The organism is Pseudomonas sp. FFUP_PS_473 (assembly GCF_002858665.1).
Lineage (GTDB): Bacteria > Pseudomonadota > Gammaproteobacteria > Pseudomonadales > Pseudomonadaceae > Aquipseudomonas > Aquipseudomonas defluvii.
In genome coordinates this window covers 1-14,262 of the sequence record NZ_PJQQ01000035.1, presented here as the reverse complement: position 1 = coordinate 14,262, position 14,262 = coordinate 1, and the positions used below count along the sequence as shown (strand labels likewise).

Here is a 14,262-nt window from a genome sequence, read left to right as displayed (position 1 = left end):
GTGACCCCTACACGCCAAACGGATAGGTCTCGTCTTCCGGTTCCAGCTTCTGGGACTTCGGCAGTGGCAACGCTGTGACCGGAAGCGTCTTTTCAAACCACACCATTGCGTCGAACTGGTCGGCCAGTACCGCCTGAAAATAGTGGCTTTCGCGTTCACTCTGCGGGCGGTAGATGACACCTATGGCCCGTTCCAGCAGCGACATGGACAGCGCGTCGCGCAGATCCTCTCGTTGCGGATCACGCCAGTCGGTCAATGAGCGGGCCACGCCGGCCTTGAGAAATTGCTGTTCCCAGCTATCGGCACGTGAGGGGCGCACATCCTTGATGTGCATGTCGCCATCCCAATCATCGGCCGCCGCTACCTGACCCTGATCGGTGCTCATGCCGATCAGCACCACGTCCCGACCATAGGCGCTGCGGCACAGTTGGCCAATGTTGAATTGTCCCATCCAGCCCATCTCCGTGGCACTTGCATTGCCGATATGGGAGTTGTGCGCCCACACCACGGCTTTGGCTTCAGCACCCCGATGTTCGAGCAGCGCCTGCAAGGTGTCGAACATATGCCGGTCGCGCAGGTTCCAGGAGGCGCTCGAACCACGATAGATGGCGCGGTAGTACTGTTCCGCCGCCCGGATGACTTGTGCATTCTGCCGGGCATCGAAAAAGGCTTCATCGTCCTTTACCAGCCCGGCCAACTGCTTGGCCAACATGACGTTCAGTTGCTCGACCACCGCTTGCTCACAGGGCATTACACCTGCACGTTCGACAAAGTGACCATACAGGGTCGGATCATCCTGCCAAGGGGTCAGACAGCCGTAGCGTTGCCGCGCTTCATGGGCCAGCAGCGGGTCGACACCCTCCAGATAGTGCAGCACCTCCCGAATGGAGTTGCGCAAGCTGTAGACATCCAGCCCACGGAACTCGACACGCCGCTCCGGGGCCATCGAGTGGTTGTACTGGTGTAGCCAGTGGGCAAAGGTTTTCACCTCGGTATTGCGCCACATCCAGGTAGGAAAGCGGCTGAAGATATGGCGCTTCCAGGCCGTTGGTGCCAGCCCGCGCACATAGCGGTCAACGTGGCTGGCATCTGGCCAGTCTGCTTCGACGGCAATGATGTTGAAGCCGTGCTGGGTTATCAGCCGTTGAGTAATCGCCGCACGGGCCCGATAGAAGTCCGAGGTGCCATGACTGGCTTCGCCGATCATGACCACCCGCGCATCGGCGTAGCGGTCAAACAGCGCGCCGAAGGCTTCTGTCTCCAGCGCTGGCAACGGTTCAGCGTAATGGCGTAGCAACGGCGTAATAGCGGCCTGGGCGCTGTTGGCGCGGTAGGCATAGGGTTTCTTCAACATGCTGTGGGTACTCCCGGACGTGGGCTTTCGTCATTCAGGTAGCCCTGTGCCTGACGCAGCAATTGCCGGGCTTTATCGGCTTTCAGTTGCTGCAAGGCACAGTCCTGCTGGCGCACTGAGCCGTTGGCGAGGGAAAAACTGCGAGTCGCGGCCCTTAATGAAAGAAAGAATGCCAAGGGGCGGCAGTCTTCGTTCATGTCACCGTGTTGCAGATAGCTGTTCAACAGGCACACCGCCAGAGGGTGCAGACCATGATGGTCCAGGTCCATTAACACGAATGCCACGTCGTAGAGCCTGTCGATACAGGCGATTCGCTCGCTGAACTCAATACCGTCGAATAACGTCGGATGCCCGTTGTACAAACAGATGTTGGCCAAGCGCAGGTCGCCATGACAACGCCGCACCCGTCCCTCGCGTCGGCGCTGTTCCAGGCATTGGGTCAAGCCGTCGAGTGTCGAACGGCTGGCACTGTAGAGGGCGTTGACCGCGTCCATCGCCAAGAGCTGCGGATAGCGGCACATTTCCCGATGGTTCTTTTCAACCTCCCAGGCCAGGTCATCCACGCGACCGAAGGCCGGGGTAACCTCGGCGCTGGCATGAAACCGTGCAATCTCCGCTCCCAGTTCAGTGATCAGCGGCTCACTCAGTCGACCCTCAACGGCCATGCGGTCGAACAGCGCTTCCTGAGGAAAGCGCCGCATGACCACCAGCCAGTCCACGACCTGGCCGTCACCGTCGAATGCCAGCTGGCCATCTGATTGGCGTGTGATCGGGCATAGGCGCAAATACAGGTCTGGGGCTGTCCGGCTGTTGAGTCGCAACTCAGCCCGGCAGGCCTGCTCGCGGCGTTCCAGGGTCAGGAAATCCAGCGCAGCATAAGCCACTGCGAGCTTGAGCTTGTAGGCTCGATCCGCGTGGAGAAACACTCTGGAACCGTGGCTCTCTATGCAGATGACCGGCTGCTCAGGCCCTGGGTAGTTGCCGGGGCATGAGAGAAAGGCGATGACCTCGTCCTGCGAGTTGCTCATGGTCGTCTCGATGGGTAGGTAGCCGTTGCAACTACTCTATCCAAGACAGGTCCGGGCCTTTTGACATTTGTCAGAAAGGTGGACTCGGTGCCGTCTACAGGACACCAGACGACAAAAAGCCCGCGTAAGGCGGGCTTTCTGCGACGGGTCGCTGATCCATCAGCTGAAGGCAGTGTGCGCTTGCGCTGCTGACACCACCATGGGCAAAAGGTCGTACTGTCAGAGCGTGCGCTGCAGCTGCCGCACTCGCGCAGGGCCTTCAGGGGGTGAGGGTGGTGGCGGGGTAGAACAGGATATTAAGGACGAAGAGCATTACCCAGAAGCCGATTTCCAGGGTTTCGGTGATCGGTTGGATACGCTTCAGTGCGCCATAGACATGCACGGCGAACATCAGGCCGAAGACCATGAACAGTAGGTCGAAGGCGTAGCTGTAACTAGTGCCGGTCATGACCGAACGCAGCATGGCGGCTTCAATGACCAGAATGAATGCGCCAAGGCAGCGTCCGAAGTAAATGGCCAGGTGCTGATGGTCCGGGATCGTCCAGCGCATGGCTTTGGCCCAGGCAATAGGCGCAATGAAGATCGGCAGCGCGAAGAAAAGCGTGGTCACGATCATCAGGGTGGCGATGTATTCCTTGCTGTATTGCGCATAGTAGCCAAGCATCGACGAACTCCTTGTTCCGATGGCGCAGTGAAGCGCCACTCAATCGCTGTTGTTGTTATGGAGGGCCTGTTCTGCGCGGCAAGAATTGCGATCGGCCTGTCGGGCTGTCAAGCACACGGGGGCTTTCCAGTACCAAAGAGGCAGGGGGTACGACTTAAGGTGTGGGCGGCAACAGGGTGACCAGATGCGCGATGGTCCTACCGACGGCAGAACCTACGGAAACGCTGCGCTGATGGTCACCCTGGTGGCCCTGAAGGCGCTTACTTCAAGGTTTTCAGGTAAGCGATCAGGTGTTGGCGGCTCTGCGCGTCTGCCTGGCCGGGGAACATCATCATGTTGCCCGGCAGCAGGGTGGCAGGGCTGCTCAGCCATTTGTCCAGGTTGGCTTCATTCCACTGCAGCTTGGCGCCTTGCAGTGCGGCAGAGTAGCTGAAGGCGGGTGCTTGGGCGCTGGCACGGCCGAACACGCCATGCAGGCTTGGGCCCATGAGATTCTTGCCCGCTTCGGGGCTGTGACAGAAGCCGCACTGGGCGGTGAACAGGGTTTTGCCCTGGGCGGCGTCGCCCTGAGCCAGGGCCAGAGGGGCAGCCAGCAGCAAGGCACTGGCAGCGAATAGTTGCGCGTAGTTCATGGTATTTCCTAGCGGTAAAAACCGCCCCGCCGAGAGGTGCCGGCGGGGCATCAAGAGCAATCAGAACGGGTTGGCGAGGTCGATGCCCGACTTGCCTGGCGCCAGAATGTTGTTCGGGTCCAGGGCACGCTTGAGTGCATGCTCAACCTTGCGCTTCACCGGGCCGTAGCTCTGCGCCACACGCTCCTGGAAGGCGGTGTTGACGCGGTACACGGCGTAGCCTTCGCTCTCGAACACATCCAGCAGTTCGGCGAAGCAGGCGTTGGCGCGCTTGGTCTCTTCCGGGTTGGTGCGGTCGTACAACACGTCGATGACGTGGTGCATGTCGCGCCAGCCGACGATGAACTCGCCGACATAGTCCAGGCCATGCTTGTTGAGGATCTTCTTGGCCAGCGCCTGCTGCTTGTTGCACTCGCTGCCACGGGCCTGGCTCACCGGGGCGAACCACATCGAACCACCGCCGCCACGCCAGTTGTACAGGCCGAATTCCTGCAGGTTTGGCACACCCGACATCAATTGCGCGCGGTACTTGAACGGCTGGGTGTCACCGGCTTCTTCCTGGGTGACGATGCGGCCTTTGCCCAGCTGTTTCAGGGCGCCGGTGACGATCTTCCAGTTCACATCGACCTGTTCCTGAGTGCCGTAGAGCGCGGCGTACACGTTCCAGGCACCGAGGTTCTTGTCTTTCTGGATCTGCTTGAGGATCGCGTCGGAGGTCGCACCCGGCTCAGTGGTGTAGTCGGCACGGCGGGTGTTGCAGGTGGAGGCTTCCCAGAGTACGCCGGCGATGACCACCGAGTTCGGGATGACCTGGGCAATACGCAGGGGGCGGATGAATTCGACGATCTCAGCGATGTCCGACTCGTTCTCGAACTTGATCTCGAACGGCTTGAACACCGGTGGTTTTGGCATCAGCCAGAAACCCATCTTGGTGCAGATACCATAGTTGGCCTGGGTGAACATGCCGTCCAGGGTTGGGCCGTAGCCCCATTTGAACACCTGCCAGGCCTTGTCGCCCTTAACGCCGCCCATGCCGGTACGGTAGACGTCACCATTGGCCAGTACCACTTCCATGCCGCATTGCATCAGGAAGTGCTCACCGTAGGGGGTGTAGCCCACGCCACGGTCCATGGTATTGCCCAGCGGGCCGGCGATGGCCGACGGCGCGGAGAACGACAGCATGAGCGGCAGGTTGTTTTCCTGCAGGTAGTCGTACAACTGCTGGTAGGTCACACCCGGTTCGACCAGTGCCGTACACAGCTCTGGGTCGACATGCAGGATCTTGTTCATCTTCTTCAGGTCGAGGATCACCTGGCCGCGTTGGCCTGGCGCCGCCGAACCGTAGCCGAAGTTACGGCCGGTGGAGATGGTCCATACCGGAATCTTGTGTTCGTTGCAGATCTTTACCACGCCTTGCACCTGCTCGACGGTGGTGGCGGTGACGGCGGCGGATGGCGTGTGTTCGGCGTTGTCCACGGCCATCATGATCTTGGTGTAGGGGATCAGTTGATCGTCCTTGACCAGAACATTGTCCTCGCCCAGCAGCTTACGGAACTTGGCGATGGCTTGTTGGAAGTTGGCAGCATCGACGCCGCGCGGGAGCAGGGTGTTGTTGGTTTGCTCAGTCATCTGTTAGCTCCTTCAAGCTTCGATCGAGAACGAAACGAAATTGCCGGTCAACGGCGATGGGCGGCTGGCCACCAGAGGTGCCTGTCCGCTGTCGGCGCTGCCCATTACTGCCAGGGCATAGCCGAGCGTGGCGGCCCATTGCTCGGAACCGGCGCGGTTACGGCTGGCGGCGCCCATCTGCAGGGGGGCTTTGTTGCCATGCAGGCGCTGCTCGCTGAGGCTGAACCCGGTGCCACAGGCGTTCAACTGCAGGCCCAGCTGCGGGGCGCAGCCGCTGGCCGCTTGGGCGCTGAGCAGGCGGTGCTGCGAGGCGGTGGCCGTTGCGTTGTGCTGGCCCAGCCATTGCACCCGGGCACCTGTGCTGCGTGCCAGGTCTACGATCAGCGCGGCGCTGGCATCGTCGACCAGGCCAATGATGCGTTGCGGCTGGCCACTGCGCAGGCGCTTTTCCAGGCCGAGGATGAAGTCCAGGCTGAGGTCGGTGCGCTGCACACTGACCTGCCTGGCGGCTGGGCTGGCGTTGATCCCCTGGAGGAAGGCCGACTCAGCGACATTGCCACTGACCAAGGCCAGGGTTGGCAGCGCCGGCCGGGCCTGGCCGCCGAGCATGGTGTTGGCCATGGCCAGGCTGGAACTGCCCATGGCAACACCGGCCAGGCCGCCCAGGGCCATACCCTTGAGCAGGAAACGACGTTCGACGTTCATGACGCGCTCCTTAAGGTTTGGCCGCTGGCGCAGACGCTTTGGAAATGTAGTCGGCGACCTGTTGCAGCGAGTTGTCGTCGATGAACGAAGCTGGGAAGGCCGGCATGGCGCGGAAGCCGTTGCGCACCACGGCGGTGATGTACGCCGGTGGCAGTTGGCGACCCTTGATCACCGGGCCGACCTTGTTTTCATGGCAGTGGCCGCAAACCTTGGCGTAGACGTTTTCTCCGCCTTTCCAGACGCCATCACCATCGGCGGCGGCATTACCGGCAAGCACGACAAAAGGCAGGGCGAAGCAAGCAGCGAAAGTCCGTTTCACAGCTGAGCTGTTGAGGAGTGATGACATTTCGTACTCCATTTTTTTATTGGTAGGTTGGTTCATGGGAGCCTTGGGCCGGATCAGAATGGATACGGACGAGGGGCGTGTTGCAGGGTGATCCAGTGATCAGTGGTGAACTCTTCAATGGCCCAGTCGCCATTGAAGCGGCCAAGGCCGGAATTCTTCTCACCACCGAACGGTGCGTTGGGTTCGTCATTGACCGGGATGTCGTTGACGTGGGTCATGCCGGCATGAATACGCTGGGCGAACTGCACGCCGCGCTCCAGGCTGGAGGTGAACACCGCGCTGGACAGGCCGTACTCGCTGCGGTTGGCCAGCTCCAGGGCATGCTCGGCATCACGGGCAGACTGAATGCCGACCAGTGGGCCAAAGATTTCTTCCCGGGCGATCTCCATGTCGGCGGTCACGTCGCCGAACACATGCGGTGGCATTACATTGCCCTGGGCTTGCGCGCCGACCAGCAGCGTGGCGCCCTCGGCGATTGCCGTGTTGATCTTCTCCTGCAGGCCGGCCAGTTGCTTGGCGTTGATCACCGGGCCGACCACGGTCTCAGCCTTGCTCGGGTCGCCGTAGGGCAGGGCTTTGACGCGCTCGACGAAGCGGCGGGTGAAGGCTTCCAGCAGTGGCTGTTCGACGATGATGCGGTTGATCGCCATGCAGATCTGCCCCTGGTGCAGGAACTTGCCCACCACGGCGGCATTGACGGCCTGCTCGACATCAGCGTCGGCCAGGACCACGAACGGGCTATTGCCGCCCAGCTCGAGGGCAACGTGCTTGAGGTGTTCGCCGCCGCTGGCAATGCGGCCGATGTTGCGCCCAACCTGAGTGGAGCCAGTGAACGAGATGAACGCCGGTACCGGGTGCTCGACAAAGGCATCGCCGATTTCCGCGCCGGAGCCCACGACCACGCTGAGTACGCCAGCTGGCAGGCCGGCTTCTTCGAAAATACGCGCCAGCAGCAGGCCGCCGGTGACCGGGGTATCGCTGGCCGGCTTGACCACCACGGCGTTGCCCAGGGCCAGGGCGGGTGCCAGTGAGCGGGCGGTCAGGTGCAGGGGGAAGTTCCACGGGCTGATGACACCGATCACGCCCAGTGGCATGCGGTAAACGCGGCTTTCCTTGCCCGGGATGTTCGATGCAATGATGCGCCCGTGTACGCGGCTCGGCAGGCTGGCCGACTCCAGGGTGATGGCACGGGCGGCGCCCCACTCGATCTGGGCCTTGATGCGGGTACTGCCGGACTCCCGGATGATCCAGTCGATGATTTCTTCGCGACGCTCGTCGAAAATCTTCACCGCATTAAGCAGCACCTGGGCGCGCGCGGCGGGCCCTTTGCTTGCCCACTCGGCCTGGGTTTCGCGTGCCTTGCGGTAGGCCGCGTCCAGGTCTTCGCGATTGGCCAGGGGAATGTCCAGCAAACGCTGTTGGGTGTAGGGGTCGAACACTTCCAGCGAGCGACCGGCGCTGCCGGCACGCCATTCTCCGGCGAGCGGCTGCAAGTCAAGGTTCTGATAGGCAGGGCGAGTAGCGGTCATGATGTTCTCTCTTATAGAACCGAAAGGTCATCCATCAGCGGCTTGAGCGCCGCTGGCCGAAGGCTTCCGGCTGGTCGTGGTACGCAGGGTTACGGTTCAGCCTTGCAGCTGATGGAGGGCACCGAGGGCACTGTCCGGGAGGTTGCACAAGGAGACTAGCCGCACCGGCAAGGTGCAGCGGGTGTCAAGCGCGAAGTGGGCAGTGGTCATGTCTGGGTCACCTGTATTTTTTTTATCGATGTGCACGTGACCTGTGACTAACAATTATCGTGCCACGCGGCTTGAAATTAATTTTTCCCTTTTAAAACAGTATCTTGCGAGAATTTTCAGGCGCGGCAGGATGTCGCGGGCAGGAGGGTTTGAAGCGGCAGGTGCGGAAATTTATGCAGAGAAGTCGCAAGCTGTCGAAAGCTCGGCAGTGCGCTGAATGAAGAGAAATTGTGCGGTTATCGGACGAAAGTGCCTGAAGGGGGGGCTAGTCGTCTGCCTGCCGATTGACCCGGCGGGGGGGCTGGGCATACTGAAAGGCTACTTATCTGCCTTCTGTTGATTGCCTATGACTCGTACAACAACAACCAGCAAGACCGGCCGTCCTGCGGATGAGGATTTTCTCAAGCAGTTACTCGGTCGACAGAAGCGCCTGATCGTTGATCGGGCCAGCCAGTTCGGCGCCAGTGGCTTGCCTTCCGCTGAACAACTGGCTGAAACCGTGGCATTCGCCCCACAGGATGGCAGCATATGGCTGTGCGGCCAGCGCATGATGCTGCTGCAGGGCTCGGCGTTCGGGGCTATTCGCCGTGAACTGATTGACGCGTTGGGGTTTGACAAGGCGCGTGGCTTGCTCACGCGTATCGGTTGGCAAGCCGGTGCACGCGATGCTGCGCAGGTCAGCGAGCAATGGCCCGAGGGTGATCACGCCAGCCTCTACAGCGCCGGGCCGCGCCTGCATATGCTTGAGGGCATGGTCAATGTCGAGGTCGTGCGTTTCGAGATCGATTCCAGCGCCGGGCACTTCTACTCCGAATTCCTCTGGCACAACTCCCTGGAGGACGACGAACACATTGCGGTCTACGGCTTGGGTGGCGAACCGGCCTGTTGGATGGAGATCGGCTATGCCAGCGGCTATGCCTCGTCGCTGCTCGGGCGTCTGGTGGTATTTCGCGAGGAGGAGTGCCGCGCCATGGGCCACCAGGCCTGCCGCATCGTCGGCAAGCCGGCCGAGCAGTGGGAGGATATCGACGTCGACCTGGCGTATCTGGACGCGGGTGACTTCCTGAGCCGCAGTGCCTACAGCTCAGGTACCGAGACGACCCTTGCCGAGCTCGACGTACCGCCTGAGGGTAAACAGCTGGTGGGGATTTCCGCTGCCTTTGTCGCGGCCAGTCAGCTGTTGCAACGCGTAGCACCGACCCAGGCCACGGTCCTGCTGACCGGCGAGTCTGGCGTGGGCAAGGAGTTGTTTGCACGTACCCTGCATCAGGCCAGTTCGCGGCACCACACGCAACTGGTGGCCTTGAACTGCGCAACCCTGCCAGAGAATCTGGTGGAGGCCGAGCTGTTTGGTGTCGAGCGCGGGGCCTTCACCGGGGCTGACCGTTCGCGGCCCGGGCGTTTCGAGCGGGCTGATGGCGGTACCTTGTTCCTTGATGAAATTGCCACGCTCAGCCTCAGTGCGCAGAGCAAGATTCTGCGTGCCTTGCAGGAAGGCGAGATCGAGCGGGTAGGGGGTACGGCGCCGATTGCGGTAGACGTACGGGTGATCGCCGCCACCAACCTGGACTTGCGCCGTGAAGTCGAAGCCGGACGTTTCCGTGAAGACCTGTTCTATCGACTGAACGTCTTCCCGATTCACTTGCCGCCGCTGCGTGAACGTCGCGAAGATATTCCGCTGTTGATGAGCTACTTCCTGCGTATCTTCAGCCAGCGTCATGGTCGTCAGTTGGCCGGTTTCAGCACGCGCCTGGTCAATGCACTGCTGACCTATCGTTTCCCGGGCAATATCCGCGAGCTGCAGAACCTCATCGAACGCGGTGTGATTGCTGCTGGTGACGGCGAGGTGATGGACGTTGTGCACCTGACCGAAGCCGGGGCGCCGCTGATGGCGACGGCGATAGGCCTGACTGCCGAGGGGCGTCTGTCGGCGGCGCGAGCCGCTGAGGAGGCTGTACCGCCCGCATCGGAGCCTGCCGTTGAGCCTGTGGCCGATGGTGCGGCCGAGGAGCCGGCGTTGGCGAGCCTGCAGGACTTCGTCTCGGGACGCCAACGGGTCTTGAGCACCTCGCTGGAAGAGATCGAACTGCGCCTGGTGCGCCTGGCGCTGGAACGCTCCGGTGGCAATGTGACTGCGGCCGCACAGATGCTCGGCATGAGCCGAGCTCAGGTCAGTTACCGCCTCAAGGGTGGTTGAAGGCCTGTAATGCGATTAAAAACGCCCCGCAACCTGTACGGTTCGGGGCGTTTTCATTACGGCCTGCGGGGGCGGCTCACAGCGCGGTGGTGAACTTCAGCCAGTATGTCTGGCCTTCGGCGCGGTTGCGCACGCTCGATTCGTCCTGCCACTTGGCACTCAGCGACCAGCCGCTCTTGCTGGTGTACTGCACTGCAGGGCCAATGGAGAAGGAGCGGCCACGGTTGCCGTCGTTGGCGTCAACCAGGGCTGCGGCGGCGCAGTTCGAGGCGCTGCATTTGTCATCGCTGATCTGCTGATAGGCGTGGCCGCCGACACCGAGTACCCAGCCGTTACCCAGGCCCCAGCCGAGGGTGTAGTCCGCATGCAGTTCACGGCCAGACTGGTAGTGGGTGTCCTTGTTCTCGAAGTTGTAGTCGTGCATCAGCCGCACGTCGGCATTGAAGCCGTTGGGGTCCATGTAGGTCATGGCATACACCGCCTGTACGGTGTAGTAGTTGTTGCCCAGGTTGACCAGGTCGTTCTTGTCGTACTCGCTACCGGTAGGCAGCACGAAGTCGACGCCCACGGCAGTGTGGAACTTGTCACTGTGGTGGAAGCCGATCACCGGGCCGAGGTGCGCGTCACCGATGCCGCGCTTGTGGTCGTGCGGACCATTCTTGACGTTCAGGCGGATGTCGTTCAGTGGCAGCAACGCATGAAAGCCGAGGTTGCCACCCAGGACCTTCTGCTCGGTAACCCAGACAAAACGTGGAACGATGGTGGTCACGCGCAGGTCGATGTCAGCCGCTTTGTCGCCGGCGTTGTCGCGCAGGGTGTCGGCCAGGTAGTTGCCGACGAACACCTGACCGTACGTGCCAGGCGGCGGCAGGATACCCATGCCGTAGTTTTCGATGCCCATCGGCCAGGATGAGATACCGCCTTCAGTGGCCTGAACCTGTGAAGCCGTGCTGGCCAGCAGAAGGGCAGCAGTGAGCGCAAGGGGTGTGGCGAGGGTGAATTTCTGATGCATGAGAGGGTCAGCCTTATTGTTATGAGTCATGCGCAGAGGGTTTTATGCCGCTGCGCAAGGGGGACGCCTCTCAACTACCGTGCCAGTTTTTAATTTTATTTTTTAGCCTTTAAAATCAATAAGTTATGTTTTTAAGGCCTAACGTTTCTGCGCCTTGCATGCCTGAAAGTGGCGGTATTTATTAAGAAAATTCGGCTGACTGCGAAAAACTCGCGGGTGTTCAGGCGCCGCTTTCGTGGTGCCCGGCCGCTTGGCGGAATGCGTTAGGGGTCTGGCCACTGAGGCGGCGGAAGAAGCGTGAGAAGTAGGTCGGGTCGCTGAAGCCCAGGCTGTCGGACAACTGGCTGATGCTCATGGTGGTGTAGATCAGGCTGCGCTTGGCTTCCAGTAGCAGGCGTTGGTGAATGATCTGCAGCGCTGTCTGCCCGGCCAGTTCTCGGCACAGGGTATTGAGGTGCACGCTGGAAAGGCCGACACGGTGGGCGAAGTGCTCCACTGAGAGATGCTCCCGGTAATGCTGTTCCACCAGCTTGATAAAGCTGCTGAGCAATTGTTGGTTGCGTTCTCCACGGCTACTTGGTTGCCTGTTCTGCAGGCCTTGGCGGCTGATCCAGACCATCAGCACATTGACCAGTGAGTGCAGCAGCAGGTCGCGTGCTGGCGCGCTGCCTTCATACTCCTGATGCAGGGCTGTGAACAGGGTATTGAGGGTACGGCGATCACGCCCGACCGGGTAGCAGCCGGACGATGCCAGGACAGTCAGTGGCGCGCCCAATTGTGCCTCCAACTGCGCGACCAATGGCGCGCCGAGGGTGAGTACGTAGCCCTCGATATTTTCTGAAAACTGAAAGCCATGCACGGTCAGCGGCGGCGTGACCTGGATCGACGCTTCCAACACCTTTGTACGCCGTCCCTCGACCTCGACCATCGCTTGACCACGTTGTACGTAGAGCAACTGGAACAGGTCGGCGTGACGGTGTGGCTTGATCTCCCAATGGTGCAGGCTACTGCGTTTGGGGATCGACTCGCAGTGCAGCAGGTCCGGGGTTGGCCATGCCTGGTTTTCACCGTACAGCTTGAATACGGGGATGCTGGGAAGGCTGGTTTTCATCGTGCGAAGCGACCTGGCGGGTGAGGGTAGAGGGGTGGATTGGTTCGTTCGATAATCGAACCGTATTTTCAAAAGTGCAATTCATGGGCGAAATATCACCTTTTTTTCCGGTTTTTGTAAGTAAAAATGCAGGGGCCAAATAAAACAATAACCTCCAGTCGTTGCCCGAAACCGGCTGGAGTGCCCATGTGAGATCACAGTAATGAAAACTCAGGTTGCGATTATCGGTGCCGGTCCTTCTGGACTTCTGCTGGGTCAACTGCTGCACAAGGCTGGCATCGACAACATCATTCTTGAACGTCAGACACCGGACTATGTGCTCAGTCGCATTCGTGCCGGTGTACTGGAGCAAGGCACGGTGGACATGCTCCGTGAAGCCGGTGTTTCCGAGCGTATGGACGCCGAGGGCCTGGTTCACGACGGCGTCGAGTTGCTGGTTGCCGGTAAGCGCATTCGCGTTGACCTCAAAGCGCTGACCGGTGGCAAGACCGTGATGGTCTATGGCCAGACGGAAGTCACCCGTGACCTGATGGACGCTCGCACTGCCAGCGGTGCGCCGATCATCTACTCGGCCGAGAATGTGCAGCCGCACGAGATGAAGGGCGAAAATCCTTACGTCACCTTTGAAAAAGGCGGCGAAACCTACCGCATCGATTGTGACTACATCGCCGGTTGCGACGGCTTCCACGGTGTTGCCCGCAAGAGCATCCCGGACGAGATCCTCACCCATTACGAGCGCGTGTATCCATTCGGCTGGCTGGGCCTGCTGTCAGACACCCCACCGGTCAACCATGAACTGATCTATGCCCACCATGACCGTGGTTTCGTCCTGTGCAGCCAGCGCTCGCTGACCCGCAGCCGTTACTACCTGCAAGTACCGCTGACCGACAAGGTCGAAGCGTGGTCCGATGAACGCTTCTGGGATGAGCTCAAGGCACGTCTGCCGCAGGAAGTGGCCGACAAGCTGGTGACCGGTCCATCGCTGGAGAAGAGCATCGCCCCGTTGCGCAGCTACGTGGTTGAGCCGATGCAGTATGGCAAGTTGTTCCTGGTGGGCGACGCGGCTCACATCGTGCCACCGACCGGCGCAAAAGGCCTGAACCTGGCCGCCTCCGACGTGTGCTACCTGTACCGCATCCTGGTCAAGGTCTACAAGGAAGGCCGCACCGACCTGCTGGAGAAGTATTCGGAGCTGGCGCTGCGCCGTATCTGGAAAGGCGAACGTTTCAGCTGGTTCATGACCAACCTGTTGCATGATTTCGGCGACCACAAAGACGCCTGGGACCAGAAGATGCAGCAAGCCGACCGTGAGTACTTCCTCAACTCCCATGCCGGCCTGGTCAATATCGCCGAAAACTACGTCGGCCTGCCTTACGAAGACGTCGAGTAATCAGCGTGTTGGGCGCCCGCAACCTGGGTGCGGGCGTTGCACTGTGCAAACGGAGACTGAATCATGGGTGTGTTTGACTGGAAACACTGGCTGGTAGTGTTGGTCGTGGCGGTGCTGCTGTTTGGTAGCAAGCGCCTGAAGAACTTGGGTGCTGACCTGGGTGAATCGATCAAAGGTTTTCGCCGTTCGGTGAACAGCGAGGATGATGTACCGGCGCCGGCAGTCGCGTCGGCGCGGGTTGAAGGTGAGGCCCGTGAGGCTCAGCACGCCGCACGCGAGGAACACCCTGGCAACCACTGACTGACGCCTCGCTGAAACCATCGCAAGCTGTAGGAGCCGGGCTTGCCCGCGATGCAGGCGCCGCGCACTCGCGGGCATCCCACCGACGCCATCGCAGGCAAGCCAGCTCCAACAGAGCCCGCGCAGCCTGTAGGAGCCGGGCTTGCCCGCGATGC

Annotated in this window: 13 protein-coding genes; 3 read left to right on the top strand and 10 right to left on the bottom strand. The window is 60.8% G+C overall.

Annotated features, from left to right (window positions below; all coding sequences use genetic code 11):
* Window positions 1–7: 7 nt before the first annotated feature.
* From CYD26_RS20240 to pchA, 8 genes are all read right to left on the bottom strand, one after another.
* The gene (locus CYD26_RS20240) at window positions 8–1,354 is read right to left on the bottom strand and encodes an erythromycin esterase family protein (protein WP_102053453.1); all 1,347 of its coding nucleotides are present in this window, start codon (window positions 1,352–1,354) and stop codon (window positions 8–10) included.
* Window positions 1,348–2,382, bottom strand: coding sequence for a phosphotransferase (locus tag CYD26_RS20235; protein WP_102053452.1), 1,035 nt, complete (start codon window positions 2,380–2,382; stop codon window positions 1,348–1,350). Before CYD26_RS20235 ends, CYD26_RS20240 begins: the two co-directional genes overlap by 7 nt.
* Before the next feature lie 259 nt (window positions 2,383–2,641).
* Window positions 2,642–3,046, bottom strand: coding sequence for a hypothetical protein (locus CYD26_RS20230; RefSeq protein ID WP_102053451.1), 405 nt, complete (start codon window positions 3,044–3,046; stop codon window positions 2,642–2,644).
* A 260-nt stretch (window positions 3,047–3,306) separates the two neighbouring features.
* Window positions 3,307–3,678: a cytochrome c family protein gene (locus CYD26_RS20225; RefSeq protein ID WP_065760038.1), complete on the bottom strand. Its 372-nt coding sequence runs from the start codon at window positions 3,676–3,678 to the stop codon at window positions 3,307–3,309.
* A 60-nt stretch (window positions 3,679–3,738) separates the two neighbouring features.
* Window positions 3,739–5,307: an FAD-binding oxidoreductase gene (locus CYD26_RS20220; RefSeq protein WP_065760039.1), complete on the bottom strand. Its 1,569-nt coding sequence runs from the start codon at window positions 5,305–5,307 to the stop codon at window positions 3,739–3,741.
* Window positions 5,308–5,319: 12 nt separating this feature from the next.
* A complete protein-coding gene (locus tag CYD26_RS20215; RefSeq protein WP_065760040.1) occupies window positions 5,320–6,012 on the bottom strand; it encodes a hypothetical protein in 693 nt (230 codons plus the stop codon).
* Window positions 6,013–6,022: 10 nt separating this feature from the next.
* Window positions 6,023–6,358 (bottom strand): cytochrome c, encoded by a 336-nt coding sequence (locus CYD26_RS20210; RefSeq protein ID WP_065760041.1) that lies wholly within the window; start codon window positions 6,356–6,358, stop codon window positions 6,023–6,025.
* Window positions 6,359–6,411: 53 nt separating this feature from the next.
* Complete coding sequence (gene pchA, locus CYD26_RS20205) at window positions 6,412–7,887, bottom strand: 4-hydroxybenzaldehyde dehydrogenase (protein WP_102053450.1); 1,476 nt, start codon at window positions 7,885–7,887, stop codon at window positions 6,412–6,414.
* Between the two features lie 556 nt (window positions 7,888–8,443).
* Between pchA and CYD26_RS20200 the strand changes: the two genes are divergently transcribed.
* Window positions 8,444–10,294, top strand: coding sequence for a sigma-54-dependent Fis family transcriptional regulator (locus CYD26_RS20200; RefSeq protein ID WP_102053449.1), 1,851 nt, complete (start codon window positions 8,444–8,446; stop codon window positions 10,292–10,294).
* A gap of 76 nt (window positions 10,295–10,370) precedes the next feature.
* On the opposite strand, the gene CYD26_RS20195 is transcribed toward CYD26_RS20200, so the two are convergent.
* The gene (locus CYD26_RS20195) at window positions 10,371–11,306 is read right to left on the bottom strand and encodes a transporter (RefSeq protein ID WP_102053448.1); all 936 of its coding nucleotides are present in this window, start codon (window positions 11,304–11,306) and stop codon (window positions 10,371–10,373) included.
* A gap of 220 nt (window positions 11,307–11,526) precedes the next feature.
* Window positions 11,527–12,417, bottom strand: a complete 891-nt coding sequence (locus tag CYD26_RS20190; RefSeq protein ID WP_065761945.1) for a helix-turn-helix domain-containing protein — start codon at window positions 12,415–12,417, stop codon at window positions 11,527–11,529.
* 202 nt (window positions 12,418–12,619) lie between these two features.
* On the opposite strand from CYD26_RS20190, the gene pobA reads away from it, so the two are divergent.
* Window positions 12,620–13,807 carry a 4-hydroxybenzoate 3-monooxygenase gene (gene pobA, locus CYD26_RS20185; RefSeq protein ID WP_065761944.1) on the top strand — a complete coding sequence of 396 codons (1,188 nt, stop codon included), beginning with the start codon at window positions 12,620–12,622 and terminating at the stop codon, window positions 13,805–13,807.
* Between the two features lie 63 nt (window positions 13,808–13,870).
* Window positions 13,871–14,107, top strand: coding sequence for a twin-arginine translocase TatA/TatE family subunit (gene tatA / locus CYD26_RS20180; protein WP_102053447.1), 237 nt, complete (start codon window positions 13,871–13,873; stop codon window positions 14,105–14,107).
* Window positions 14,108–14,262: the final 155 nt, after the last annotated feature.